Annotated in this window: 21 protein-coding genes and 1 pseudogene; 10 read left to right on the forward strand and 12 right to left on the reverse strand. The window is 55.7% G+C overall.

Going from position 1 to position 24,554, the window contains the following annotated elements; translation table 11 throughout:
• Window positions 1–68 precede the first annotated feature (68 nt).
• The 7 genes from ACN19L_RS22915 to ACN19L_RS22945 all read right to left on the reverse strand — a co-directional run bounded on the left by ACN19L_RS22915 (window position 69) and on the right by ACN19L_RS22945 (window position 6,377).
• On the reverse strand, window positions 69–908 hold the full coding sequence (locus tag ACN19L_RS22915; RefSeq protein ID WP_426491254.1) for an HNH endonuclease: 840 nt from the start codon (window positions 906–908) through the stop codon (window positions 69–71).
• Between the two features lie 6 nt (window positions 909–914).
• Complete coding sequence (locus tag ACN19L_RS22920; RefSeq protein WP_426491255.1) at window positions 915–1,739, reverse strand: hypothetical protein; 825 nt, start codon at window positions 1,737–1,739, stop codon at window positions 915–917.
• Complete coding sequence (locus tag ACN19L_RS22925) at window positions 1,736–3,157, reverse strand: reverse transcriptase domain-containing protein (protein ID WP_426491256.1); 1,422 nt, start codon at window positions 3,155–3,157, stop codon at window positions 1,736–1,738. Before ACN19L_RS22925 ends, ACN19L_RS22920 begins: the two co-directional genes overlap by 4 nt.
• A 407-nt stretch (window positions 3,158–3,564) precedes the next feature.
• Window positions 3,565–3,870 carry a hypothetical protein gene (locus tag ACN19L_RS22930; RefSeq protein ID WP_426491257.1) on the reverse strand — a complete coding sequence of 102 codons (306 nt, stop codon included), beginning with the start codon at window positions 3,868–3,870 and terminating at the stop codon, window positions 3,565–3,567.
• 499 nt (window positions 3,871–4,369) lie between these two features.
• Complete coding sequence (locus ACN19L_RS22935; protein WP_426491258.1) at window positions 4,370–4,882, reverse strand: GreA/GreB family elongation factor; 513 nt, start codon at window positions 4,880–4,882, stop codon at window positions 4,370–4,372.
• Entirely contained in the window at window positions 4,879–5,538 is a 660-nt protein-coding gene (locus tag ACN19L_RS22940) for a hypothetical protein (RefSeq protein WP_426491259.1), read from the reverse strand. The genes ACN19L_RS22935 and ACN19L_RS22940 overlap by 4 nt, the downstream gene beginning before the upstream one ends.
• An 11-nt stretch (window positions 5,539–5,549) precedes the next feature.
• Window positions 5,550–6,377 (reverse strand): cupin domain-containing protein, encoded by an 828-nt coding sequence (locus tag ACN19L_RS22945; protein ID WP_426491260.1) that lies wholly within the window; start codon window positions 6,375–6,377, stop codon window positions 5,550–5,552.
• 220 nt (window positions 6,378–6,597) lie between these two features.
• Here ACN19L_RS22945 and ACN19L_RS22950 point away from each other — a divergent pair, with 220 nt between their 5' ends.
• From ACN19L_RS22950 to ACN19L_RS22965, 4 genes are read left to right on the forward strand one after another with little or no spacing between them, the layout of a single operon-like run.
• Entirely contained in the window at window positions 6,598–7,641 is a 1,044-nt protein-coding gene (locus ACN19L_RS22950) for a helix-turn-helix transcriptional regulator (protein ID WP_426491261.1), read from the forward strand.
• A gap of 60 nt (window positions 7,642–7,701) precedes the next feature.
• Window positions 7,702–8,520, forward strand: a complete 819-nt coding sequence (locus tag ACN19L_RS22955) for a hypothetical protein (protein ID WP_426491262.1) — start codon at window positions 7,702–7,704, stop codon at window positions 8,518–8,520.
• A 60-nt stretch (window positions 8,521–8,580) separates the two neighbouring features.
• On the forward strand, window positions 8,581–10,632 hold the full coding sequence (locus ACN19L_RS22960; protein WP_426491263.1) for a tetratricopeptide repeat protein: 2,052 nt from the start codon (window positions 8,581–8,583) through the stop codon (window positions 10,630–10,632).
• Complete coding sequence (locus ACN19L_RS22965) at window positions 10,625–10,957, forward strand: nucleotide pyrophosphohydrolase (protein ID WP_426491264.1); 333 nt, start codon at window positions 10,625–10,627, stop codon at window positions 10,955–10,957. Before ACN19L_RS22960 ends, ACN19L_RS22965 begins: the two co-directional genes overlap by 8 nt.
• Before the next feature lie 642 nt (window positions 10,958–11,599).
• On the opposite strand, the pseudogene ACN19L_RS22970 reads toward ACN19L_RS22965, so the two are convergent.
• The 4 genes and pseudogenes from ACN19L_RS22970 to ACN19L_RS22985 form a co-directional block, all read right to left on the reverse strand.
• Window positions 11,600–11,797: pseudogene (locus tag ACN19L_RS22970) on the reverse strand (cold shock domain-containing protein); the annotation flags it as partial.
• 37 nt (window positions 11,798–11,834) lie between these two features.
• A complete protein-coding gene (locus ACN19L_RS22975) occupies window positions 11,835–12,344 on the reverse strand; it encodes an HAD family hydrolase (RefSeq protein ID WP_426491266.1) in 510 nt (169 codons plus the stop codon).
• A 1-nt stretch (window position 12,345) separates the two neighbouring features.
• A complete protein-coding gene (locus ACN19L_RS22980) occupies window positions 12,346–13,401 on the reverse strand; it encodes a DNA-processing protein DprA (protein ID WP_426491267.1) in 1,056 nt (351 codons plus the stop codon).
• A 12-nt stretch (window positions 13,402–13,413) separates the two neighbouring features.
• Entirely contained in the window at window positions 13,414–13,938 is a 525-nt protein-coding gene (locus ACN19L_RS22985) for a ComF family protein (protein WP_426491268.1), read from the reverse strand.
• Window positions 13,939–14,162: 224 nt separating this feature from the next.
• On the opposite strand from ACN19L_RS22985, the gene ACN19L_RS22990 reads away from it, so the two are divergent.
• The 5 genes from ACN19L_RS22990 to ACN19L_RS23010 all read left to right on the forward strand — a co-directional run bounded on the left by ACN19L_RS22990 (window position 14,163) and on the right by ACN19L_RS23010 (window position 22,900).
• A complete protein-coding gene (locus ACN19L_RS22990) occupies window positions 14,163–16,274 on the forward strand; it encodes a DNA/RNA helicase domain-containing protein (protein ID WP_426491269.1) in 2,112 nt (703 codons plus the stop codon).
• A complete protein-coding gene (locus tag ACN19L_RS22995; protein WP_426491270.1) occupies window positions 16,261–18,036 on the forward strand; it encodes a DEAD/DEAH box helicase in 1,776 nt (591 codons plus the stop codon). The genes ACN19L_RS22990 and ACN19L_RS22995 overlap by 14 nt, the downstream gene beginning before the upstream one ends.
• On the forward strand, window positions 18,036–19,928 hold the full coding sequence (locus ACN19L_RS23000; protein ID WP_426491271.1) for a DUF2075 domain-containing protein: 1,893 nt from the start codon (window positions 18,036–18,038) through the stop codon (window positions 19,926–19,928). Before ACN19L_RS22995 ends, ACN19L_RS23000 begins: the two co-directional genes overlap by 1 nt.
• A gap of 965 nt (window positions 19,929–20,893) precedes the next feature.
• Window positions 20,894–22,348 carry a tetratricopeptide repeat protein gene (locus ACN19L_RS23005; protein WP_426491272.1) on the forward strand — a complete coding sequence of 485 codons (1,455 nt, stop codon included), beginning with the start codon at window positions 20,894–20,896 and terminating at the stop codon, window positions 22,346–22,348.
• Window positions 22,349–22,351: 3 nt separating this feature from the next.
• Window positions 22,352–22,900 (forward strand): hypothetical protein, encoded by a 549-nt coding sequence (locus ACN19L_RS23010; RefSeq protein WP_426491273.1) that lies wholly within the window; start codon window positions 22,352–22,354, stop codon window positions 22,898–22,900.
• A 617-nt stretch (window positions 22,901–23,517) separates the two neighbouring features.
• Here the strand turns inward: ACN19L_RS23010 and ACN19L_RS23015 are convergent.
• Window positions 23,518–23,748: a hypothetical protein gene (locus ACN19L_RS23015; protein ID WP_426491274.1), complete on the reverse strand. Its 231-nt coding sequence runs from the start codon at window positions 23,746–23,748 to the stop codon at window positions 23,518–23,520.
• Between the two features lie 46 nt (window positions 23,749–23,794).
• Between ACN19L_RS23015 and ACN19L_RS23020 the strand changes: the two genes are divergently transcribed.
• Entirely contained in the window at window positions 23,795–24,475 is a 681-nt protein-coding gene (locus ACN19L_RS23020) for a hypothetical protein (RefSeq protein WP_426491275.1), read from the forward strand.
• The last annotated feature ends 79 nt before the right edge of the window (window positions 24,476–24,554 follow it).

A 24,554-nucleotide genomic window follows, 5' to 3' on the forward strand; every position in this document is an offset into this window, starting at 1 on the left:
AGAAAAGTGAAAATGTCCGCCTATGATATGCAGTGCAGGCCAGCTGGTGATCCGCCCGTCACTGGCCCTTATTCTCCACCGTGCTCCGACAACTTGTTGTAAGTAACGGTAACCCGCAATCGAGCGCGCAATTCTTCAATCGACAGGCCGGCTTTCGTGCGGTGGAGCATAGCGTGGCAGTTTGGGCAGACGGGTCGTAAGTCTGTGATGGGATCAATGCTATACGCCTGCCCGATATGGGCTAATTGATTGAGGTGGTGAACGTGAATAAACTCCTTTCCCAGCGAGCCATACGCCTTTTCAAAATTGAATTGGCACACGGCGCAAGCATAGCCGTACTGCTGTAAGCATACTTTTCGCGCGTAAGGGTTACGCTCGTATCTGGTCAAAGTAATCTGGCTAGGGGAACCCTCCATGAAGGAGTTAGCCGGCTGAGGACCTTGGGCAAAGAATCCCGCCGGACTGCGTTTGGTTGTAGAAAGGAAATCATACCAGACGGCTTCCAGTTCATCAACTACGTTCGGCTTGATGGCTACTCCCGACGACTGCGGTGTCCACCGTTGCGCCGCTAAGTTGCCCGTGGAAAGAATATCCAGCCCCAGAATCGCTTCGGTCGCCGGATCAAATAAGCAATCCAGTTCCGCTTCAACAAACAACGTCTGCTGCTGGGGGTCTTTCCAGTGAGCCGCGTAAAATGGCGCTTTCGTAATGAAGCCCGAAGCGACCAGCCCTTTGGGGTAGCTACCGAGCTTAACCAGAAACATCCGATCCCCAGGGGCAATGACTTTAGTGTTGCCGCAACTCCACCTAATAGTTGCTTTTCCTTCTTCGGCCAGCTGCGTCGCCGCCTCTTGGTACGTTGACCAAGGAAATAGCTTCTGGTTCCAGGCAAACAGGTACGTTTTCAAATGCTGCTACCTAGTTATGTTATTATACATACGGGCCAGATAATCCCGCACGCTGGTATGGTTGCGCTCACGAATCATTTGCATTGCAAAGTTCTCATGACTGGGCAGTGCCTCCGTTGAGTTTAATAGCACCGTACACCGATGCTCTTCCATATTTCTGATGTTAGCCAGCGTATTGTAAATGGAATAGTGCATCCCATATATCTCCTGATTATAGGCCTTTATTTTGACGTACGTGCGGATCTGATCGATCGACTTAATACTCTTTACATCATCACCAAACCCTTTGACGTCCACCCTTAGCTGCTTAAAATCGGCTATTAGCGTTGGTATATCATGGCCATACCGGAGAAAGTAATAGTAGTTTAGCATTTCCTCGACTTGGAAGGCCGCAAAGGTGCAAAAACGCCGAAAAGCCTGCTCCTCGTGGAAGTCAGGCAGAAATTCTACTCGTCGTAAGGCGCCCTCCATGCGCATGTTATCGGCCAGCAGCTGGCGCCGAACGCGCGGGTCTTCTATTTTCTCGTACAGCAGGGATGCCGGCTGTTCTTCCACCCCCGCAAGCTGAGCTAGCTGCTCTCCCATCCGCCCGCTCAGTTGCTCAAAATACTCTTTAATTTGGGTTCCTAGCGCCTGCAGATCCGTGGTGGATGGGTCACTTGTTGCAGCCAGCATCTCTTTCTGTTGATCGGGCGCGGTAACCATCGGTTGGCGTTTTACTTTAATTGCCGTCAGCCGATTTTGCAGCTCCGTTACCAGCTGCGATGTTCCTACGGGCAGCTTAAATTGATTGATGTGGTCTTGAATTGATTTGATCTCGTCATCACTCATAAAAACTCTTCTGTTCTGCGCAGAAGCTCCAGCAGCACCGATGTTTGCTTATACTCTTCGTTGACTAATAATGCCATGCGGTGAGCAAATTGAAGATACATCGGGTCCTCTTTTCCTCTCACCATTCCCAAGTAAGCGATTTTCCCGGCCACCACGTGCTCTAACTTGGGTATGCGCCCCTGGTGGCGGCCGTAGGCTTTACTTTCCCCGTAGCCTTCGCGAAGCTTTGTCGTAGCTGCTTCGTAGCCATAAGTAGCCCAGTTATGGAGCATGGCCCTGAGCTGACGGACGTACTCGCGCGGCGCATTTGGCTTGTCATTCACAATCACCCCCGTCACTTCCTGCCGCATCGCTGGCGTCTGCAGCCGCTGCTTTTTCTGGTTTTGCTTGTACCCCTCCCTGGCCAGGATAGCGTTCAGGGTGGTGTGAAACTTCTTACTAAAGACGTGACGATCGCTGGAGAAGGTCAGATCATCCGCGTACCGGGTATAGTGACAGCGAAACTGCTTAGCCAGTTGGCCCAGCCGGCGATCCAGTCGTTGACACACAACATTTGTCAAGAGGGGGGAAGTAGGCGCTCCCTGCGGTAAAGCTCCTTGGTCACAACATAAGTTAGCTACTAGATGAGCGCCATCCTTGCTCAGTCCAAAAGGGGGCAGCTGCAACACGGCAACTACCCGTCCGAAGTGAGTACTGGCAAAGAAGTCCTGCAAGTCCAGGTTTAATACGAAGCGACGGCCGGTATGGGGCGTGGCATTGGTTAGGACGCTGCGGCCCGCAACGAAACCATGGGCCGCGTCATCTACCCAGCCAAAAACGGTCGTCAGGCACAGCAGCAGCAGGCGTTGCACCCGTAGCAAACCGTCTTTGGGGGCTTTGATTTCGCGCTTCTCCCCCTTTGCCCGCTTCGCAATCTGAAAGGTGCGGTAGCGCCTCCCTTCCTGCTTGTAGGCGTAATAATTAAGCGCTTTGGCACTAATCGGTTTCGTGATCGCGGAGGGATGTTGCTTGCTATGCCAGGGCATAGCGGCGTTCAAAACCCACGCGAGCGTCTTCGCGTCCCGAACTTGCCGGAAGGGTTCGACAAGATCAGCGAGTGCGTTTATCTGCCAGGTAGCTTGCGGGAGTTCATCCGGAGAAGTGATCAGCTGGCTTACATCCTGCAGGAAGAAATCATCTAGCTCGGGGAAGAGATCATCTATCATAGAATAATCCGGCTCTAACGCAATGTCGGCTTCATCAAACGCCGCTAAATAATCTTCCAGTGCTTCAGCCTGCGGCCTCTCATCTGTTGACTGCTCCGCATTAGCGGGTTCACTGTTTGGTAGTGCTTCTTTGCTTGTCTCACTCTTCTGCAGCCCGGATACTTCTCGCTTAGAGCCAGGTACAGAACTATCATCAGCAGGTGTGGATGCCATTATGTAAATAGATAAAGCGTTAAGAAAGTGCCTGCTGGATGTTTTCCAGTCTTATATCTTGCTGTTTCAAGTCAAGACATGATCTCACTGTGTTCAGCAGATGAGCAGACTTACAGCCATGATTTTCTCATTTCCTTGATCTAAGCAGCCAGTTAGACGCCGTTAGATGGGGGGTGAGTAGGTTGATCATCGCTGCCGTTGGCTTAACTGGCTCGTTACCGAACCAGTCAACTACGAGCACGGCGCAACGCCGCACGAGGTCAAAAGTCTTTCCGCAGGCACTTTCAAAACGCTACTACATGCCGAAGCTCGACATATATTCTCTAGTTTATCACCGCAAGTAATGCAGCGGAAACGGTTTTCTTATCATGTTTAACAGGTCATCTTACATGCCCTGTTAAAATCAATTAGAATTCATTTCTACTTACCTCATTCCTTTCGCTCTCCAGATCAGGATAAAGCTCCCGGATCAGCTCTAGCTTGTTTGCAGCTCTGGCCTCGGCTATTAGCTCTGCCCGCAGCTCATCGTGCAAGAAGGCGGCATTTTGCTCCTGCCTTGCTTGCCGGATAGCTAATTTCATCTCTTCGCGTAAGGATAATTCGACTGTTCCCGTGCCTTTGCAGCGAAAGCACACGCCTTTTTGCACATAAGAGTATTTGGAAATGGTGCCTTTGCCATTACACCGGGGGCAGTTACCGGGGGGATTTACCATGTTTTGATGCAAAGTGAGTTGAAAAGATTAAAAAAACTGGCAGCTAACTGATTATACTTAAAAGCTGTGTTCGGACGGGTGTACGGGATCAGTTACGCTTTTTTGCAATCGCGCTAGCAAGGAAGCTAAAGCGGCACTACCTTCCAAAGTAGGGGGCTCACCCGTGTATTTCATCGCATGCCGGCACCGGATCATTTCCTGTACTGCAGCAGTCGAGTCCAAAAATGCACAAACCCGAGCCAGAACTTGGTGTGGCTGCCTGTTGCTCAGCTCATATCCCCGCTTCCCGAGCCATAGATTCACATAGCGAAACAATAAATCGTAGTTCTGCAGGTAGGTTCGGTTCGGCAGGCGCTCGAGCCGCTCCTTGCTGCTTTGCTCCCGCTCTTGCGAGTGCCTCGTGGGGCCGGGCAATAAATGACCTGATTGCACTAGCTGATGCAGGAAAGGGAAACACATCGCAAAAAAGATGACCGTTATCGAATCGGTTTTAAGAACACTACAGAGCTAGCAAGCGGGTGCTTTCCCAATTTTGGTACAGCTGCAGGATGCGCAGCCGAGTTTTGCCCGCTGGAATCTGCACCTCGACTTCCGCGCCGGGCAGCAGCTCGTACAGCGCTGCTCCGATGGGGGAAGTGTAGCTGATCAGGTTGCGCCCCAAATCAGATTCGCCGTGGCCCCCAATCTCGTAAATCACTTCCCGCGGCACCCGGTCCCGAGCCCCTTGCATGGCTAAGCGCACGATGGAGCCAATCTGAATCTGTTCGGTGTTGCGGTCCGTTCGCAGCCACAGGGTTGAGGTAGCCAGCAGTTTCTCGAGGTTTTTCAGCTCCGTGATAGCCCGCTCCTCCAGCTGAATGAGCTGGTTGTAGCCCGGATTATCGTGCCAGCCGTCGCCGCTGGCGCTGTAGGCGATGTTCTTTTCAGCTTGGATATTGCGGATTTTCAGGCCTTGGGCCGTGATTTTGGATTCGAGCGCCTGCTTGCCGGCCTCGGTGATGTAGTACTTCATGGTGTGGAATTCAGGTTGAGTTCGGTATGGAAAAGAGCGTCAGGAGTCAGCCGGCGCATCAAGGCCCACCATTGCTGCAGCAGGGCCGCCGGCGGCTGATTACCATCCAGCACGTGCCACTGGGTATGCTGCAGGCGGGGCACGGGAAAGGCCGCGATTTCCTCGTATGCGGCCCGTGTCGCCCGTAAGCGCGGCAAGGTTTCGTCATGCAGTCCGTAGCAACGCCCCCGTGCCCGGGCCCTTTCCCAGGCCAGTTCCGGTTCGACGTCCAGCAACACGACGTGGTCCGGCGCCGGCACCCGGGCCTCCAGCCGGTCTACCCGACGAATGCACTCGTGCGGGCTGCCCCATTTGCGCCACCGCGTGGCGTAGCTAGTTACCACGCTGCGGTCACCCAGCACCAGCGGCTGCTGCCAGCAAGCGGTTGCCGCCGCGTAACGGGCCCGGTGCGCGTACAGCCATTCGTTCCAGGCATCTAGGCGGCGTAGACACGGTAGCTGCGCGCTTAAGCGCTCCGGCCAGCTGCTCTCCGCCGGTACGGGCCGCGTGGGCTCCACCAGCGCGAACTCAATTTGGCGCGTAGTCAGTAGCTGCTGCGTTGCGGTGAGCAGGCTGGATTTACCGCTGCCCTTTAACCCTTCTAAACAGATATACATGGCTGTACTTGTTAGGCGGCAAGGGCGGGCTGGTAGCAAGTCTGCCCCAACAATCCAATTAGCTCCTGCCGGATGGCCGACAAGCTGAAGGGCATGTTGATCTTGTCGGCCTCCGGAATGGAATGCTCGGCGTAGAGCTTGCATTCCTCCAGTACTGGCGTAGCCGTCAGCATGAGCGTGCGGGTGGCGCCTTCACCCGGATCCGTCACCTGGTGCAAGGTGCTCGCCGGCATGTAGTAGATATCGCCCTCCTGCAGCGTGTGCGTCCGTTGCGGGCGCAGCCGCACTCGGCCGTTTTCGCGCACGCCGTAGACGCTACCTTCCCTGGCCGGCGTGTAGGTGCAATCCAGTCGCACTTCTGGTCCTTGGGCGTCTTCCTCCCAGATCACGGTCTGAAAGCGGCCCGCCAGCAAGGCCGAAGCAAAGTTCCAGCGGTGATCGTGAATGTTCTCGTGGTGGCGCTCGCTGCGCGCCTCCCACAAGTGCAGGCGCAATTTGAAGGCCGCGTTTTGCAACAGCACCAGCTTACGAAAGCCATTGTGGTGGTAGTAAGAGTGCTCCTGCACCCGGGTCAGGGCCGGACCATCGCACAACAGCTGCGAGAGCAGCAGCCGCAGCGAATCCGGGCGGCTTAACTCGGCGATGATGCTACCCAGCGTCTGGCAGTCGCCTTGCCCTGCACGCTGGTGCTGGAGAAGTTCGCCCACGGTTTGCTCTAGCGCGCTGATGCCCTGCGTAAGCGCGCAGTGGATGCGCTGCTGCACGCTGGCACTGAAGTCGCGGCTGGAACAGATATGCAGCGTTGAGGGAGCGGTCGCGGTGGAGTGGTACAGGTGCATAGCAGACAGTTTCTAGTGGAAGAGCGAGGCAAAGGTGAGCGCGCTGATTGCAGCCTATTTGCGGTGGCCGCGCCGCTGAAAAATATTTTTTCAGGACGGCGACCAGGCAGCTATTTGGCGCGATAGCGTGCGGCAGAAGCCCTTTTTGCGTATCGTTGCGACAAACTTCCCCTCCCCTATTGCAGCCTATCTGCAGTGAGCAAAAAACTTTATCTTTTTTATGCCGGTCTCCAAAAATGCCCCCCTGCGCTATCGCCTAATCGACGAATGCCTGTGCCGGGATAAGGTGCGTTGGACCCGGGCCCGACTGCTAGAGGAGGTGACGGAAAAGTTTTTAGAGATCACGGGCCAGCCCCTGAGCCAGCGGCAGCTGGACATGGATCTGCAAGCCATGAAGCTGGGGGGCTCCTCCGGCCTGGATGCGCCCATTGAGTTTGATCGCAAAGCGGGAGTATATCGCTACACGGAACCGGGATACTCCATCCACCAGAGTCCGCTGCTGGTAGACGACGCCGACGTATTGCGCCAGGCACTTTCCGTGCTGCAGCAGTTCCAGGGCCTAGGTCTGAGTCAGGAGCTGGATGCGCTCGTGAGCCGCGTGGAAAAACAAGTCAACCTGCACGGCCGGCCGGCCGGTCCCGTTGCGTTGCACTTCGAACAGGTAGCGGACTACACCGGCGCTGACAAGCTGCGGCCCCTCTACGAGGCCATTCGCACGCGCCGCGTCCTGCAAATAGCCTACCAGCCGTTCGGAGCCGCGGGCGCCTCCCCGGTAACAGTCCACCCCTACCTGCTCAAGGAATTCAACCATCGGTGGTTTTTGCTGGCCTACAATCAGGATCAGCAGTGCCTGTCTAACTATGCGTTGGATCGAATTACTCAGGTTGAAGGTACCGCCGGCACTTACTGGCCTGACCATTGTCCGGATGCACCTACTTACTTCCAGCACGTTATCGGCCCTTCCGTGGCGGCCAACAAGCCAGTGGAAGAGATTCGACTTTGTTTTACTAAGGTTCGGGCGCCGTACGTCCTCACCAAGCCCTTGCACGGCAGCCAGCGATCCACTCCCTTAGCCGACGGATCCGTGGAAGTTAGGCTGCAGTTGATTCCCAACCGTGAGCTGGTTTCGCTATTACTCAGTTTTGGCAGCGATGTAACGGTGCTCGCCCCAGCTGCGCTTCGCAAGCAAATGATCGAAGTGCATCAAGGGGCGCTGGCCAGGTACGTCTCCGTAAACGAGTCTCTTCCGGCGGAAAACATCTGACTACCTAAGCCCTCTGGCCCGCTGTAATCCGTGCAGTGCTATCCTTTTACATTCCGCTACATGTCATTAGCGCAGACTCCATTATCCAATACTACCCGCTGGGCCGTGTGGACCATAGTGCTGGGAGCTCTTCTATCCTTGGTGCTTCCTTGGGCGTTGACCCACTTCCACTCCGGCATCAGCTTCGCTGAAACCGGCCCAATCGGGGATACCATCGGTGGCATTACTGGGCCCGTGCTCAACTTCACCGGCCTGCTGGTAGTGTATTTTTCCCTGCGGGAACAGTTTCTGTCCAATCAGATTCAAATCCAGCATTTTGCGGAGGAGCAACAGCGCAGCGCCAATGAAAACACGATTAGTACGGCTTTCAAGATTATCGACGACCTAAGAACGGAAGCCCAACGCATCAAAGATCGATTGCCGCTGCAGGGTGAAGGGCCGGCGGACCTGACTCAGCATCTTGATTTACCGGAGTTTATAAAACCCAATTACTTACCTGAGCCTACGCTCATACAAGCTCGGTACTCATTAGAGGATATCGTAACCACCGAGGGCTACGCGTTTCAACGGCTGGTCTATGATTATTTCCAACGAGTTGACAGCGAAACCAAAGTACTCCGCGCCACGCTGAGTATGCTCTTGTACCTGCTAGTCAACAGCCCGCTGCCGCTAGCCCAGCGCATGCACCTCTACCGAATTGTGTTGGCCTTCTACGAACCCTTAGTTATTGACCTGTTGGGGGGGCTAGAGGTGTTTAGCCAGGCCCGCCAGCCCATACAGGAGCTAGTCAATGGGGTTACCACCCTGCAGGGCGATCTAAGCAACGCGAACGAAGCTTTCCTGGACCTGTCAATCCATGATCCAGACGGTAAGTGGTAAATTCTGCTTCGCTGATTACAGTACCTTTGTCTTCTGCCGCAATTAGCCGGGGCCCTTTACATGATTATTCAACATCCACTCAACGACTTTCTTTACAGCCTTTTTCCGGACGCCCAGGTTTTCGGCCAAAACCCGGAGCTGCTCGTTGAGCACCTCACCGACTTCTACACCTTTGGTCCCTACCGCCCCACCGTTACCATCAAGGGGGCCATGGTGGAAGTAAAGATTGACACCAAAGCCATTACTAGCCAGAAAGCGGAATACGACAAGGTTCTCCGCCTCTGCGAGGCTGGCCAGTTCCGTCAGGCATTGCCGCGCCTACGGCAGCTCATCAGTCAGAACCCGACCGTCTCCGAGTACCACCGCGTGCTGGGCCAGGTACTCTCCGAGCTGGGCCAGCCCGACGAGGCGCTGAACGCGTTGATTGACGCCTTGCGCTGGGATCCGCGCAACGGCTACGCCCTGATCATGGCCGGCAACATCTACGCCCGCCAAAAGCAGGACCTCAAGTCGGCCAAGACCTTCTACGACCAGGCTTTGGCTCTTAACCCCCGTGATTTCATTGCCATCAACAATATTGGCGGTAATCTCATGCAGATGGGCCGGGCCCAGGAAGCGGAGCGCTACTTTGAAATTGCCCACGAGATCGAGCCCGACTACCCCAACACGCTCTACGCCCTGGCCATGGTGCGCCAGCAGCGCCGTGATTACGAGGGAGCGTTCGACTTTGCCACCCGCGCCCTGCGCAACGCCCGCCCCGGCGACCCCATCCTGCGGGCTAGCTTGGCCCTGGCCACCGAGACGGCCACCAAGTACCTGCACAGCACCAACACCTTCGCCATCGCCAACGAATACCAGGAAGTCGTTCAGAACCGGGCGGGACTGGAGATCCGCGTCGACGAGGACCCGCTCATTCCCACGGCCGCCAAGCTCGAAATTGCCGAAAACTACGGCCGCCGCTACCACCAAGTGCTCTTCAAGCCCAACTACCCAGCCGTCGAGCACCTGATCATGCACGAAATCGTCCACCTCGACTTCGTGCTCCAGGCCCGCGAGAGCGGCGGCAACCTACTGTTCACGACCTCAAGCCGGGGCAAAGAGAAGTTCATCCGGGCTGCCGAGCCCCAGCTCAAGAAGCTGCAAAAGGCCGGCTTCAAGGAGCAGAACATTACCGGCTTCATCGACGGGCTGTTCGAGGGCATGATGCGCCAAATCTACAACCAGCCCATCGACCTGTTCATCGAGGATTTTCTCTACCAAGAATACCCCGAAGCCCGGCCCCTCCAGTTCCTGTCCCTGCTGAAGCTGCTGCAGGAATCGATCGAGGCCATCCGCAACAAACAGGCCGCCGAGTACTCGCCCCCGGCCGTGCACAAGGCCAGCACCGTCCTCAACCTGGTCATGGCCCTGCAGTTTCGCGACTTGTTCGGCTACAACGCCGTGCCCGACTTTAAGGCCCCCGCGCTGCAGGTAAAAGAGGCCGAGCGCCTCTGGGCCGAGTATCTGGAGTACCGCACCGACCGCCAGCCCGGCGAGGAGTATGAGCTGCTTCAGCACTGGGGCGAAGACCTCGGTATGGGCGCCTACTTCGAGCTGCAGGACGAGCAAACCCTGCGTCAGCAGCAGGCCGCTGGCCAGTCCAGCGCCCGCCCCGAGGCGGCTCCCGTTTCGGTGCCCACCGAAGAGCCCGCCGGCCAGGCGTCGCCCGAAGACCTGCTGGCCCGCATCGAGCGCGACCCGCTGGGGCTCGATGAGCCTGAGCCCGCTGACGCCCACCAGGGCCGTATGTCCTTCGCCGACAGCCCCGCCGGCGGCATGGCCGTCATGTTCTACTGCCTGGACTGGCTCCAGCACTTCGACGGTAAGTCACGCCAGCAGGTGCAGGATATCACCTTCGAGATTGCCATGCTGGGCCGTTCCGGCCTGGACCCCAAGGACTCCACCCAGAAGTATAACCTGGCCTCGGTACCTGGCAAAAAGTATTCAGCTCTACACTTGCTCACGGGCATGTATACTGGCTTCCAGCAGCTGGATCCGAGCCTGGACACGGGATTAGACTTTGGTAAGGAACTCGAAATGGCCCGGGCCATGCACAAGGGCAAGGATGAGTAACCCGATCGACGAGTTGCTGGAGCAATTGCGCGAGTTTCGTGATGAGCGGGACTGGGCGCAGTTTCACAACGCCAAGGACCTGGCACTGGCCCTGAGCATCGAGGCCGCCGAGCTCAACGAACAGTTCCTCTGGAAGACGGCCGAGCAGGCCAGCCCCGACAAAGTCCGGGAAGAGCTTGCCGACGTGCTGCTCTACGCTTTTCAACTGGCCGATAAATACGGTTGGGACATCGCCGAGCTGATGCGCGAGAAGCTGGCCCGCAATGCAGAGAAGTATCCATCCCATAAAGCCAAGGGAAGGGCTACTAAGTACGACGAACTGTAGAAGAGCTTTATAAGTAGAAGGTTATCAATTATCTGTATACGGTGTTAAGGAAAAAGCTTTGAACTAATCTCATGAAAAGGTTGGCTTGGTAGTACCGTGAACGAATAAGTCTCGTCTAGCCTGCTGTTTGATTGCTTCCAACTTAGCAACGACTAGATACTTGTGGTGATCCTCATGATTGTACGCTAACCTAAACTTCTGCTTCACCTCCTCGACCAGAGTTGGTAGGCGCGCTTCATCAGCAGCACGATAATCCCGATTATAGTCATCCTCCATCGAATAACACGAATAAAAACCGTGGTCGCTGTAAGACACTTCACTATAACGAGGCATAATATTGTCGATGTAAGCGTCCTCTGTCTTTGCTGCTCCTACTCCTACCGAAGCGCTAAAACTATCATCGTCACCAGGCTTCTTCCGTCGGGATGTGTAGATACATCCAGTAATACTACCAATTACTGTATCTAAGTCAAATGAACGTACTTGTTGCTCTACTTCCGAATTGACTTGCTGCGTGATGCCATCGTCAAAGTGTGCGGTGAGTATTTCATCAATAAGCACTGGCAGTGTTTGGAACAGCATTTTGCGCTGCGCTTCTGGCAGTGATTGGAAACTCTGTTTTAGGAATTCCTTTTCCTCATTCAAGGTTGCCACACTAACAGCGGTATACTTCCCTACATGTTTGCGAGAAGGTTCGTAGGAACAGACAACCCAGTCCCCTTCTTTAAGCCTTAGCTGTTTAGAAACAGACTGATGTATAAAGACATCTATACCTTCACAGGTAATGAACCCGAACCCTTTATCTTCAGCAAAGAACTTAACCTTCCCTATTTGCTTCATTGACCACTTGTGATATTGGCTGCCTAATGTAATGGCGCTAAGCGCGTAGATTATCCAAGAAAGCCACTACTTCATGTGGAGTATTGAAAGTGAATTCTGGACGCGCTGCTGCCAGGGCTGCAGGGTCGTTGCTACCCCATAGGCACGCTGCACTATGTACACCTGCTGCATTGGAGGCAGTAATGTCCGTAGCCATGTCACCAAACGAGTAAACTTGGTCGGGTGGGGGGTTGCCTAGACGCTGTAAGGCCAGCTGAATTGGAGCCGGGTGGGGTTTGCGTAAGGCCGTATCATGAAAGCATACCGTCACAGGGACAGGCCATTTGTGATGCTGAATAACACGACTGCAGTACGTGCCAGGCGATGATGTAACAATGGCGACTTTCGTGTCGGACTGGCGAATGTGCGCGAAGATTTCTTCAATGCCGTCATACACTTCCATCTGGGGGATTAATGGATATACATTCCCCCACTGCCGGTTTTTGCGATGTACTTCTGCGATACTTGAATCAAGTAGGGTTTGGTCGAGGTCAAAAATCAGATACATCTTAAAAAATCTTGAACTGGGTGCCTGGTGCCGGATGATACTCGTACTCGCCCCCAGCGCGAGCTGCAGGGAGCTGTGAGGGATTTGAACTTGCAGATACTTTAGTAGACGTAGTGTCGTTGCCAACTGCCGGTATTGCATTGGATTCCTCGTAACGACCATGCATTAGGAGGTTTCTAAATCGACTGATTTCTTCGCTACTGCCTAATGGGAATGCTTTCTTTTCTTCGATAAGCATGTTGTTACCCTGCGCCTTGTTGTGGTTGCGGTATTGGGCCGGGTGTGAGAGGCACGCTAAATAACGGTCTTGCTGCTGAGAAAACTTAACCGTGTGCATGGTACCGCCTTTGATATCAGTTTCAATAACGATAACTGCATCGCTGAGACCACTTTGCAAACGGTCACGATCGACAAAAAAGACGGGTTGGGGTTTCGTCCCGACCTCGTATTCAGAAATTAAACACCCATTAGTTTCAAGGATCTCTTGGGCTAATCTCCTGTTTTCTTTGGGATAAATGTAATCTACTCCACTTGCGAGCACAGCCACGGTTTGTCCACCGGCGTCTAAACAGGCCCGGTGAGCAATGGTATCACACCCAGTGGCCAGGCCACTGATAACCGTAAAGTTTTGCTCAGCAAACAGCTGAGCTAGCCGGTAGCCAGCTTTGTTGCCAAAAGCACTGGGCTCCCTGGTTCCAATGATGGCAACTGAATGCTCCGCGTTTAGCGACTGTACATTGCCTTTGGCGTAGACCAATAAAGGCCTATCCGGCATATTACGGTACCGGCTTGGATAATGCTTGTCATCCACTGAGAGCACTTCCACGCCATACTGGTCGCACTTACTCAGCACTGTTAATGCCTTCTCGTGGGCTATGTGTAAGTCCTCAAGAGTAGGGATTGGAATACTTGGCTTTTGCTTGCGAGCAGCGTGAAAACAGTCTAACAGTTCTGCAATACGATAAGGATTATCAGGGCAACTGGCTAGGATTGACTCCGCTGTTTTACGGCCGATTCTAGGCGTTTTAAGTAGGGTTAAGATATATTCAGTTTTCATGGCGTAGGATTCTCATTGGGTTTGAGCCAGAGCATATGCCTGCACAGACGCAGCCCCTGCATTCAGGAGTAGGGTGCGGCAAGCTATGAGCGAGTTATGAGTGGTGGTCACATCATCTAGTAGTAATACCGCTCGTCCCTCGATTAGTTCAGGTTGCTGTACTTGAATGGAGTCTAAGTGCTTTTGTACGCTGCGGTTGCCGCCAGTGGCCAGCTTTTCAACTTTAACCACACGCCGCAAACAGTCCACCGCGTCAATTCGCGTTGTATTATTCACCAGAGCTTTAGCTAGGATTTTCATGCCTGAAGTGGTCTTGGCTGGATCGTGTGAAGGAACCACCGCAATAGCAATGTCAGTCCGGAAAAGCGGAGCTAGTTGGTCTAGGAAATGAATCAGACCCTCTGAATTCTGGTTTTTCAAGCTTAATATAAGGCTGCTAAACTTATCAAACGCTGGATTGCTCCCACCGCGGTATGGGTGATAAACGCCTAAAGCAATGATGTCAGAGGGTGGGTTTGGGGGGGTAATAAAGACCATGGATTGAGAAGGTAAAAGTGTTTCGTAGGTAGTGTGCTGTTAATTGGGTTAACAAGATATGTACTTACAGTCTTTCGTGAGATGCATTTTTTTATTGGTGTGGTCAGATAGTGTGAAAGCTAGGAGCATTTCTACAATCAATAAAGCCTAGACCCATTCGGTAATGGTTAACAAGGAGATTCTTTGCCTAACTTAAACGCCCATTCTCTTGCATTACAGTTGACGTGATATTTACTATTGATACTTTCTGCGACCGCGTAGAGTCCGACATGAATGGGTTGATTGACGAGCTCATGTATACTACGGGCCGCGACACGCCTGCCGAACGGCAAGCCTGGCAAAAGTCCTTACCTCGCATGTCCGTGGTGCTGGCTCAAGCCCAACAGCTCAATCAAAAAATTAAAGGCGCCCACCTGTATTTGGGTAGCGTTACGCTGGAATACAAGCTGCCCGCGGCTTCGGCCTGGTGCGACGTCGTGCTGCTCGGGCGCAATGCCCAGGGCCAGGCACAAGTCGTCATCGTCGAGCTCAAGGACTGGGACACCAAGGATGACGAGCCGGGCGCCAGTGAGGCCCTGATTCGCCACCACGGCCAGGATCGCCTGCACCCCTCCGATCAGGTGCGCGGCTATACCCTCTACTGCCAGCGCTTCCACTCGGCCGTGCACGCCTACCAGGCCCAGGTAAATGGCTGCGTGTACTTCACGACCACCACTAGCGTGGCGGCCTACACCCAGCCGCCCCACACCACCCTGACCAGCACCTACCCAGTATTCAGTGCCGGCAAGGACGTGGGCACGCTCGCTGGCCACCTGGCGGGCCTGCTGCAGGCAGCCGACGAGCAGTTTGCCCTCGACTTCGAGCGCGGCACCTACAAGCAGGACCGCAACATGCTGCGGCAGGTCGCCAGCTCTTTGCGCAATACATCTTCCCGGCCCTTTGAGCTGCTGGACAAGCAGCGCCTGGGCTACGAGTTGGCCCTTCAAACCATCGAGCAGGCCAGCCAGCAGCCGGAGCAGAAGCACGTGGTGCTGGTGCTGGGTCCGCCCGGTTCGGGCAAGTCGGCCCTGGCCACCAACCTGTGGGTGGAGGCCGCCCTGCGCCACAACGCGCGCGGCAACGTGGCCTTTGTGACCACCTCTAGCTCGCAGAAAACGAACATGAAGCACGTGTTCGACGCCGCCAGCAACATCACCGGGGCCCAGTACCACGTGCTGCCCGCCAACCAGTTCAACCCCGGCCTCTACGGTAAGCTAGTTAAGCAGCTGCAAGGGGAAGGCTACACGATGAAGCCGGCTTCGTGGCGGCAGAATCTGGAAGTGCTCGCGCAACAGATCGGGGACTTCAAGACACCCGATAACATGAACTTCCTCTCGGTGGTCGACGAAGCGCACGCCCTCATCAACCCCGAGGGGCACGACATCGGCTTCTCCGCCGGCTGGTGTTTGCAAGCCGGCCCCCAGGCCTGGCACATCATGCGCTGCTCCCAAGTCAGCGTGTTCCTGCTGGATGCCAAGCAGAGCTACCGCGACAACGAAACCACCACCCCAGCCGACCTGGAGCGCTTTGCCCAAGACTTCGGGGCGCAGGTGCACACCGTGGATTTAAGTGGGGCCCAGTACCGCTGCGGCGGCTCCACCGAGTACGTGGCGTGGATGGAAGGCTTGTTCGGTATTCACGACGAACCGACTACCCTGGACTGGCGCAAGACACCCACCAGGCCGGATGCACCCTTCGGACTGCAGTTGATCGATACCCCCCATGAACTAGATCAGGTACTAACTGCTCATCACCAGCAGGGCCATTTGGTGCGGCTACTATCTAGCTACTCAGTGGAGTGGAAAACCAAAAAGGCCGCGGATGTGCATACCCTGTCGAAATTCAGCCAAGACTTTCGCTTACTATACAGGGATAAAACGGGAAAAGGTCACCTCTGGACCCGCCCGTGGAACTACGCCCCCGCCGAAGACTATACGCTGTACGTGCAGGCCCCAGAAGGCTCCAAAATGCACGAAAACCCGCTCGCGGAAGTGGGCTGCCCGTACGTGGTACGGGGCTTTGATTTCGACTACATCGGCCTGCTTTGGCTAAAAGACCTAGTGTGGCGACAGGATCGCTGGATGGTTGATCCGGAGCACGTGCACGAAACGGCATTTGCCAGCACCAAGTCCAAGAAAGCGTTGAAGCAAGCCGATGGCCTAGACAAGTTGCTACTGGCCGTGCTCAAAGGCTACCGCATTCTACTGACCCGCGCCACCAAGGGCGTCTACCTGTACGTGCAGGACGAGCCCACCCGCGCTCACCTGCAGCAGCTACTCTCCGATGCAGACCACTGAGCTACTAACTTATCTGGAGCGGGAAAAGGCGTTGGTGGAGGCTGATATTCGGCAAATCGACGCCCTGGGCCTTCCCGAGCGGGTGCAGCGCGGCCTGGCCGTCGTGAACCTGCGGGTGCTGCGCCAGGAGGGCGTGGAGGTATTGCTGGCCTGCGAGGAAAACCTCACGCGCTGGAAGCCCGGCGACTGGGTGGAAATCAGCCTAGACGGGCACTGGAGTACGGCCACCATTGCCGAAAACGGCTTCAGCGAGATCCTGGTGCTACTGCACACCTACTTCGACGTGCGGCCGGATACGCAGATCGTGCTGCAGTCCAACAAGAGCCAGCTGCTGGATCCCATCATTCAGGCGGTGCGCCGGCTGGAACCGGGCGCGCCCGGCGCGGCTTTTTTGGATCTGCTCTGGGGCGTTCGTAAGATCAACCCCCAGCAGTTCGGGGGCTTGGAGCTCAGTGAGGCGCAACTGGCGGCCGTGGCCGGCCAGCTCAACGAGTCGCAGCGAGGGGTAGTACGTCGGGGCGTGCGCCGGCCCTCCCTGCTGGCCGTGCAGGGTCCGCCCGGCACGGGTAAAACCCACGTGCTGGCACTCACGGCCCAACAGCTGGCCCGCAAAAAGCAGCGCATCGTAGTGCTGGCCCACACCCACCAGGCCGTCAACAACTGCCTGAACGCCATCCGCGCCCTGGATTCGCAGCTGAGTGTATTCAAAATTGGCGAAGTGCTCAAAGCCGAAGGCCTGGACGAGTCCATTCCCAGCTTGCCGTACGCCGAGTTTCAGCGGCTCTACAAGCAAAAGAAGCGCCCGGAGTTCTGCGTGATTGGCATGTCCTACTACGCCGCCCTGGTGCATCTGGGGCTGCGGGCGACGGGCTTTGCGCCCACGGTCGTGCTCGTGGACGAGGCCGGCCAGATTCCGCTTACCTACGGGCTGGCAGTGGGCTCACTCGGGGCGGGCTCGGTCCTGCTCTTCGGGGATGACGCCCAGATGCCGCCCATCTACCACCCCGACCTAGTCAGCGACCCACTGTCCCGCTCCCTGTTTGAGCAGGTCCGGCAGCTGCAGCCCGAAGCGGTAGTAGCCCTCGACACCACCTATCGGCTGAATGCGCCGCTGAGCAGCCTTATCGGGACGCTCTACTACCGGAACGCCGACACGCCGACCTCCTTTCTTAAATCGGCGCCCGCCGCCCAGGGCCACCGGCTGCGTTTGGCGCTGCCAGCGACAACTCCCGCCCCCATCGTTCGGGTACTCCGCCCGGATGCCTCCCTGGTCTGGGTAAACAATGCCACCGAGGAAGCTTGTGCGCAGGAAAACCTACCCGAAGCGCAGGCCGTTGCGGAATTAGTGGCCACCAGCCTGGCGGCCGGACTGCCGGCCCGGGAGATCGCGGTGGTGGCGCCCTTCCGCCGGCAGGTCCTGGCTATCCGGCAAGCGTTGCGCCTACGCCTGGACACTGTACCCAAAGAGCTCATTGTCGATACCGTCGAGCGGGTGCAGGGAGCCAGTGTAGAGCTGATTCTGGTTTCCTTCGCCGCCAACAGCCCCGAGTACCTGCGCCTGGTCCGCCGCTTTCTGCTGCTGCCCAACCGCCTGAACGTGGCTTTGAGCCGGGCCCGCGCCAAATCAGTCTTTTTCGTCAGCGATGCGCTGCTGGAGCTGCCGCCCGCCGACGCGCTGCGCAGCCAGCTGGCCTACCTACGGGAGTCGAGCGATGAGTACCTGCCCCTTTCTGAATTACACAACCTACCCGATCCTACCTAATGCGACTGTACGCCGGCAGCTCCGCCGATTTTATCACGGCCACCGCCCACCAGGCTATCGTGGGCCTGCTCAAGCAGGCCTACTTTGAGCAGTACCGCGACCAGGCCCGAGAAGGTGAGATCCTGTCCTGGCAGAACAGCCTGCAGGCCGTCAGTGAGGTATTCCAGCAGGCCGGCCTGCTAGACCACGGCGTGCTGCTAGAATACCAGCTGCCCCTGACCTCCAAGCGACTGGATTGCCTGATCTGCGGCACGGACAGCCGCCAGGAGCCGCGGGCCGTTATCATTGAGCTCAAACAGTGGTCGCGCACGGAGCCGTCGGCGGGCCAGCACGAGGTGGTTACCTGGCTGGACGGCGCCAAAAAGGATGTGCTGCACCCCTCGGCGCAGGTGGGCCAGTACCGCAGCTACCTGCGCGAAGTGCACACGGCCTTCAACGGCGAGTCCGACCGCATCAAGCTGCACGCCTGCTCCTACCTGCACAACTACCACTTCGGAGCCGCTGACGCGGTGCTGGCGCCTAAGTTTGATCGCCTGCTGGAATCTTTCCCGGTGTTTGGCCAGCAGCAGCGCGCCGAGCTGGGCAACTTTTTGCAGCGGCGCTTGGGCGGTGGGCAGGGCCTGGAGCCCCTGCGGCGCATTGAGCAGGGACGCTACGCACCCAGCAAGAAGCTGCTGGATCACGTGGTCAGCCTCATCGATACGGACGCGACCTACGTGCTCCTGGATGAGCAGATGCTCGTCTACGACCAGGTGTTTGCCGCCGTGCTGGCCGCGCGCGAGTCGGGCCAGAAAACGGCCATCCTGGTCAAGGGTGGCCCCGGTACGGGCAAGTCGGTCGTGGCCCTCAACCTGCTGGCCGATCTGATGAGTCAGGGCTACAAAGCCCATTATGCTACCGGTTCTAAGGCCTTTACTGAGACGCTGCGCGACAAATTCGGCTGGCGGGGTCGCTCCTTCTTCACCTACTTTAATGCCTACGCCACCGCCCCGGAGAACGCGCTGGACGTACTGCTCTGCGACGAGGCCCACCGCATCCGCTCCACCAGCGTGGACCGGTATACGGCGACGGATAAGCGCAGCGGGCTGAGCCAAGTGCAGGAGCTGCTGCGCGCGACCCTGGTCACGGTGTTTTTTCTCGACGACTTCCAGCGGGTGCGCCCCGGCGAGATCGGCTCCTACGCCATGCTGCGCCAGCAAGCCGAGCAAGCGGGGGCCGTGGTGAAGGAGCACGAGTTGGAGGCTCAGTTTCGCTGCAGTGGCTCCTCGGGCTTTATCAACTGGCTCGATAACACGTTGGGCATCAAGCGGACCGCCAACGTACTCTGGGGCACGGGTGAGGGCTATGATTTCCGGATCCTGCCCACGCCCATGGCGGTGGAGGAGTTGCTGCAGGTGCAGCTGCAGCAGGGACACACGGCGCGCATGGTCGCTGGCTTCTGCTGGCCTTGGTCCGAGCCAACTGATGAAGGCTACCTGGTGGAGGATGTGGTAATTGAGCAGCCGGGCATCAGCTACCGACGACCGTGGAATGCCAAGTCAACCAAGAAGCGCCTGGCTCCCGGAATTCCCAAATCCTCACTTTGGGCCACCGAGCCGGGCGGCTTTGAGCAGGTGGGGTGCGTCTTTACCGCTCAGGGCTTCGAGTTTGACTACGTGGGCGTCATCGTGGGCCGTGACCTGACCTACCGGTTTGCCCAGCAGTCCTGGGTAGCCAACAGCCAGGCGACGCACGACAGCTCGCTGAAACAGAGCCGGCTCACCGATCAGGAGCGGGTGGAGTTCTTCCGCAATACCTACAAGGTATTGATGACCCGCGGTATGAAAGGATGCTACGTGTACTTTGAAGATGAAGAGACGAGCCAGTTCTTTCGCAGCCGCATGGAGTCTTGAGCGAGGTTTTCGGAGTTCGACTTTCTAGGACCATTCGCCGCAGTCAACGCGCAGATACTACTCGCTGCGTTCTTGCGCCAGGTCTTGTCCGTTTACCCACCGGAACACTGTCCTGAACGCGAATTGCAATGCCGCTTACGGTGGACTACATCCGACCTATTGCGCTATCCTTTTTTCATATTTTGTTTATAGATTTTCTTGACCTAAACGTGTATTCTATCCAGCACTCGGGTAGTGGGGGCTTTAGGGCAGCCCTTATGCATGGCAAGAGTTGGGGCACGCTTTTGCGCATTTGCAGCTCCCCCGTACCCCTCAAGCCATCGATACTTTATTGGCGGACTTGTACACAAATCTGGTCGGGGAAGCTCCCGTGGCCGGGCGCTGTCCCAACATTAGCCGCTACGCCGGTGGGGAGGAATGAGCAGCGGCATTATCCGTTGCGTGACCTGGACACCACAGCAATTCGGCAGCTGCTAATTTGGTTACAGCATACGCGCTCACTCTCGCAGCCAGCTGCACTCTCTCATAAGCTTTGCCTGTATGCTTGACATTAAAATTAAACGGGATCGATGCTGAGGTTTATCTCCGCTAACCATAGCTGACAAAAATTCCCTATGGCTGCCTATTATGAGCCCAGGGTGCAATAGCTTTGCAAGGATAGCCTCGATGCAATGGGCTTTGTTCGATCCCATTTGAGTGATACGTGAATTTAGGGTTTTACATACGCACAATCAATTTTGCACAGAGCAGCTAAGTGGCTTTTAGGCGTTCTATGCCTGTTCAGCTCAAGACTAGTAACGGCACAGAGTGTCTGTGCTCTCAACTCGCAGGAGACTGACATAACGGACTGCCTGCAGGGCTATACGCACTACGAGAATAATATCAACGCCAATATGGTCGTGCAGCATATGCTCGCCCGGGTAAAGGCGCCTACCCGTCAGTTCGTAGTGAAGACCTGTTACGGCTTGAACAATGCTATTGCTTTAAAGCAAGCGGGCGTGCCTTACGTCTTACTCGATGTTGAGTGGATTGAAAGCATGAAAGTTGGTAGCAGTGACTGGCTTCATCTCTTAGTAATTGCTCATGAAGTAGGGCATCATTTATTGGGCCACACCAACGGCCCTGCCCGACAGCCAGCAGAGCAGCGTGAGGTCGAGTTAGCAGCCGATCGATTTGCTGGCTATGTGCTGGGCACCTACGGGCTGGCCAGTGCGCAAGTAGAAGCAGTTTTACGCGACTTTCCGGACGATAAGGATCCTAATTCTACCCATCCTAAAAAGGTCCAACGCATCAAAGCCGTTTGCTCCGGGGTAGAGTCTTCCAAAAATGATGAAGGAAATCAGCTTTTAGAGAATCTAACAAAAGACGTTAAGCTGAATTTGACCAGCGTGCCTTACCTCGTTTCAATGGCACGCAGTAAGTTTGATCGCTTTCTTGTCACCCATGACAAGCGAGAGCTAGATCAAGCCGTTAGCTTTTATCAACAAGCCATCCGATTTTCATCTGACTCTATGCTGGCGTACGAGTTGGGAGCTATGTTCCTGGCCGACGGATACGGAGACAGATATGCTCAGGCAATTGAGTACGCATATTCGCTCACCAAAGACATTGCCTACGTATTAGAGCTTGCCAACTACTATAGCTCGTCGAGAAATCCTACGGCTGCCAGCATCATGCATAAGTACCAGCATAGGCTGATGCAGCCGGAGTTGGTTGGGTCACTGGATGATCAAAGCGCGCTTGCTTTCGCTAAGTATCATTTAGCTCGGCTGGAGGCAGTTCCCAATGAAGAAGCAATATGGCTGCCGCCACTCAAGCAAACACTAGAAGCTATCCTGACTCGAGCAACTTCCCTTCCCCGAACGGACACGCGTGCCCGGTTAATTGCTGAGACCCAAAACACACTCGGACTGTTGGCCTTGCGGGTAAATGACTTTCAACGCGCCAAACAGCACTTCTTATCGGCTTCCGAGTACTTCGAGCAGCCGATCGTACCCACTGATTTTCATGAGCTTCTCTACAGCAATAGAACCCTTAACTACTTGACTTCGCTCACCAATTTAACTCTGGTCAGCATTCGCCTGACCAGCTGGGATGAAGGGCTGACTTACGTGAATAAGCTTGATAATGCTTATGCAAGCTATCAGACAACTACCGCCAAAACAGGCCAATTGGCATTCAATTATTCACAAATCGCCTACTTCAAAGGACGTGTATACCAAGGTCTTAAAAACTATGCGCAGGCCATTAAGCACTATAACGAAGCTATCCAATCGTCGCCGGATGCCTACCTCTACTTTTACCGAGGCACTTGTCAGCTTAGCCTTGGTAGCGAGGTGGAGGCCTATGCTGATTTCAACAAAGCCTGTTCAATGGATGGTCACACAGCCTGTGACCGAGTTAAAATACTGTGCCGCTAACCGATGAAAAAAATTGTACTGCTGCTTTGTCTGCTGCTGGCTTGCGGTCAAACACATGCCCAGAGCTCCTCGTCATCTGATAAAGCTTTGATTGAGGAGTTTGAAGTGTTTTGTCCGATATATATTCTGGAAAACTACTGCAATCCTAAGGGCTTCCTAGCCATTCGTAATCAGCTGTTGGCAGATGAGCGCGCATCAAACCTCAGATACCTTCCAGATCCAGTCTCAGGAGTTTCTGGGGATAGTATTCTCTGGTTTAATTACAACAAGATGTATATCGGCCTAGAATTTAATCCTCGGGTTAAGCACTTGACCAACTTCTATGTTTTCTCGTCCTCCAAGATCGAGATCACAAGCTTTGGAATGCTATACGCTTTCTTAATGGGCTACATACCCGAGAAATCGGCGAACGCTGATGTAGATCGCTACTATGCTGAGCAAAGCAGCATGAACGCTGTCATAGTCAATCTTAAGCCAGAGAACTTAGGCAAGCCGCCATTTCAGTATCGTGCAATTTGCTTTGTTATGCAAGGCCTCAATTTTTGCCAGTAAGTTTCTTCCTGGTTCAATCAATATGCCTTCTTCGTCCCTACTCAACCGATTCAGTGTTGTCCGCAAACGAAGCTATGCGCGCCACCTCGACCTGTTTCTTACCGCGAGTTTCTTACGGAGCACGGATGGCTGTTTGGAGCACATTAGCCAAGACGAATATCGTCACTTTCTGCCGACTGCTGGGTCAGGAACCGCTTACGTACGATCCTATCAGGTGCGCACCCTCAGCCAGCCGCTTGCTAACGGTCAATCCGTGCAGAGCCTGGACACGGCCATCCGGCAATGGCGAGCGTAACACGCTCAATCAGCGAAGTCCATTCCACCGGCAAGAAGTTCTAGGGCTTCAGGCCCGCTTGAAGGCCCGCCTCTAACCAACGGTGCTGCGTGGATCGCACCCGGTCCTTTTTGCGGCGCTTGAGCTCAGCAAATAGGAGGTCTACTCCGTTCCAGCCGACCACATCCCAGCAGCCGGCATAGCTATTTGCATTCGCCGCAGCTATGCTCCCCAACGTATCAATGACCCACGGCTGGGTGATTGGATCGTGCTGTTGCATTCCCACCTGCTCATCCGCCCACGCTGTGCAGTGGTGTGGCTTCACGGCCGGGGCTCCGTACGTTTACACCCACTGGGCCTCCCAGCCGGATAGCCGCAGCAACTCGTAGACGCACAGTTCCGCGAAGAGGAGCCAGCCGGCAAAGTCGATAAGCGCCTTGCCGCCAAACGTGCTAGCTACCGGTGCTCCAGCCCAGCGGCGCAAGGCCAGCTCAACTTTAGGAACTGCTAGTGGTCCGCTGGACAAGGTAAAGTTCTCCTGTGATGTCGGTCGCAACAGGCTGGGATAGTTCATCTGGACTTTAAACGATAGTAAAAGGTCATTTCAAGCACGTAAACCCATGCCAAAGTACTATGATCAGCGGGAGATAGCATCTCTGCCCAGCCGGGACCTGTTGCGGGATTTGCTGCGCGCCCCGCTGGCCCTAGTGGGCTTGAAGGGGCACCCGCAACCGTATGACTCGTTGCTGGCCGCGCTCCTAACTTGGGAAAATCCCGATCAACCTCCTACTATTGCGCTGCTGCAGCAGCGAGCCCACCTCAAGCCGGCTCGCTTCCGGCCAACCCTGGAACTGCTGTATCAGGCTTTTCTGGATGCTTTAGCGGCCGAGAAAACGGTTATCCGCTGCCCAGAAGTCACGCACTGCTTTATCATCCCGGGTCAGCACCAGAACCAGCTGGTCTGGTGTCAGCTGGCCCGCGTTCCACAGGTGGGCGAGAATGTGGAACTTGATTTTCTCTGGGCTGTCACCGGGCGCGACACCTACTTCGTGGAGAACATTACCTCCGAATACCAGGAAGGAAAGATTACCGTGTACCTGCAGCTGGCCGCCGGCCGATACGATCCCTACTACCAGCTACTGCTAGCCCGGGCCCGCTTCGAGAACAAGCTCACCCACTCCCTGGAGCGGCAGTTGGACGAGGAGTCGCTGCGTGCCTGGTTGCATTCCGCCTACGGAGTAACCAAAGCGTCCGCGCCAGTTCCGGATGTAGCGGCCCGCCGTTCTCGCAAGAATAGATAATTATCCGGCTGATCCTCGTAATCCGCGCTCATGCCGCGATGTAAACCGATTGTACTGAAAATCAGGCTAGGGCTGGCCA

Source organism: Hymenobacter sp. 102 (assembly GCF_049949205.1).
Classification (GTDB): domain Bacteria; phylum Bacteroidota; class Bacteroidia; order Cytophagales; family Hymenobacteraceae; genus Hymenobacter.

Excerpts from the sequence above, each read along its gene's own strand:
- ACN19L_RS22920 (WP_426491255.1), bottom strand. The coding sequence starts at position 1,739 with ATGAGTGATGACGAGATCAAATCAATTCAAGACCACATCAATCAATTT.
- ACN19L_RS22925 (WP_426491256.1), bottom strand. The coding sequence starts at position 3,157 with ATGGCATCCACACCTGCTGATGATAGTTCTGTACCTGGCTCTAAGCGA.
- ACN19L_RS22930 (WP_426491257.1), bottom strand. The coding sequence starts at position 3,870 with ATGGTAAATCCCCCCGGTAACTGCCCCCGGTGTAATGGCAAAGGCACC.
- ACN19L_RS22935 (WP_426491258.1), bottom strand. The coding sequence starts at position 4,882 with ATGAAGTACTACATCACCGAGGCCGGCAAGCAGGCGCTCGAATCCAAA.
- ACN19L_RS22940 (WP_426491259.1), bottom strand. The coding sequence starts at position 5,538 with ATGTATATCTGTTTAGAAGGGTTAAAGGGCAGCGGTAAATCCAGCCTG.
- ACN19L_RS22945 (WP_426491260.1), bottom strand. The coding sequence starts at position 6,377 with ATGCACCTGTACCACTCCACCGCGACCGCTCCCTCAACGCTGCATATC.
- ACN19L_RS22950 (WP_426491261.1), top strand. The coding sequence starts at position 6,598 with ATGCCGGTCTCCAAAAATGCCCCCCTGCGCTATCGCCTAATCGACGAA.
- ACN19L_RS22955 (WP_426491262.1), top strand. The coding sequence starts at position 7,702 with ATGTCATTAGCGCAGACTCCATTATCCAATACTACCCGCTGGGCCGTG.
- ACN19L_RS22960 (WP_426491263.1), top strand. The coding sequence starts at position 8,581 with ATGATTATTCAACATCCACTCAACGACTTTCTTTACAGCCTTTTTCCG.
- ACN19L_RS22965 (WP_426491264.1), top strand. The coding sequence starts at position 10,625 with ATGAGTAACCCGATCGACGAGTTGCTGGAGCAATTGCGCGAGTTTCGT.
- ACN19L_RS22975 (WP_426491266.1), bottom strand. The coding sequence starts at position 12,344 with ATGTATCTGATTTTTGACCTCGACCAAACCCTACTTGATTCAAGTATC.
- ACN19L_RS22980 (WP_426491267.1), bottom strand. The coding sequence starts at position 13,401 with ATGAAAACTGAATATATCTTAACCCTACTTAAAACGCCTAGAATCGGC.
- ACN19L_RS22985 (WP_426491268.1), bottom strand. The coding sequence starts at position 13,938 with ATGGTCTTTATTACCCCCCCAAACCCACCCTCTGACATCATTGCTTTA.
- ACN19L_RS22995 (WP_426491270.1), top strand. The coding sequence starts at position 16,261 with ATGCAGACCACTGAGCTACTAACTTATCTGGAGCGGGAAAAGGCGTTG.
- ACN19L_RS23000 (WP_426491271.1), top strand. The coding sequence starts at position 18,036 with ATGCGACTGTACGCCGGCAGCTCCGCCGATTTTATCACGGCCACCGCC.
- ACN19L_RS23010 (WP_426491273.1), top strand. The coding sequence starts at position 22,352 with ATGAAAAAAATTGTACTGCTGCTTTGTCTGCTGCTGGCTTGCGGTCAA.
- ACN19L_RS23015 (WP_426491274.1), bottom strand. The coding sequence starts at position 23,748 with ATGAACTATCCCAGCCTGTTGCGACCGACATCACAGGAGAACTTTACC.
- ACN19L_RS23020 (WP_426491275.1), top strand. The coding sequence starts at position 23,795 with ATGCCAAAGTACTATGATCAGCGGGAGATAGCATCTCTGCCCAGCCGG.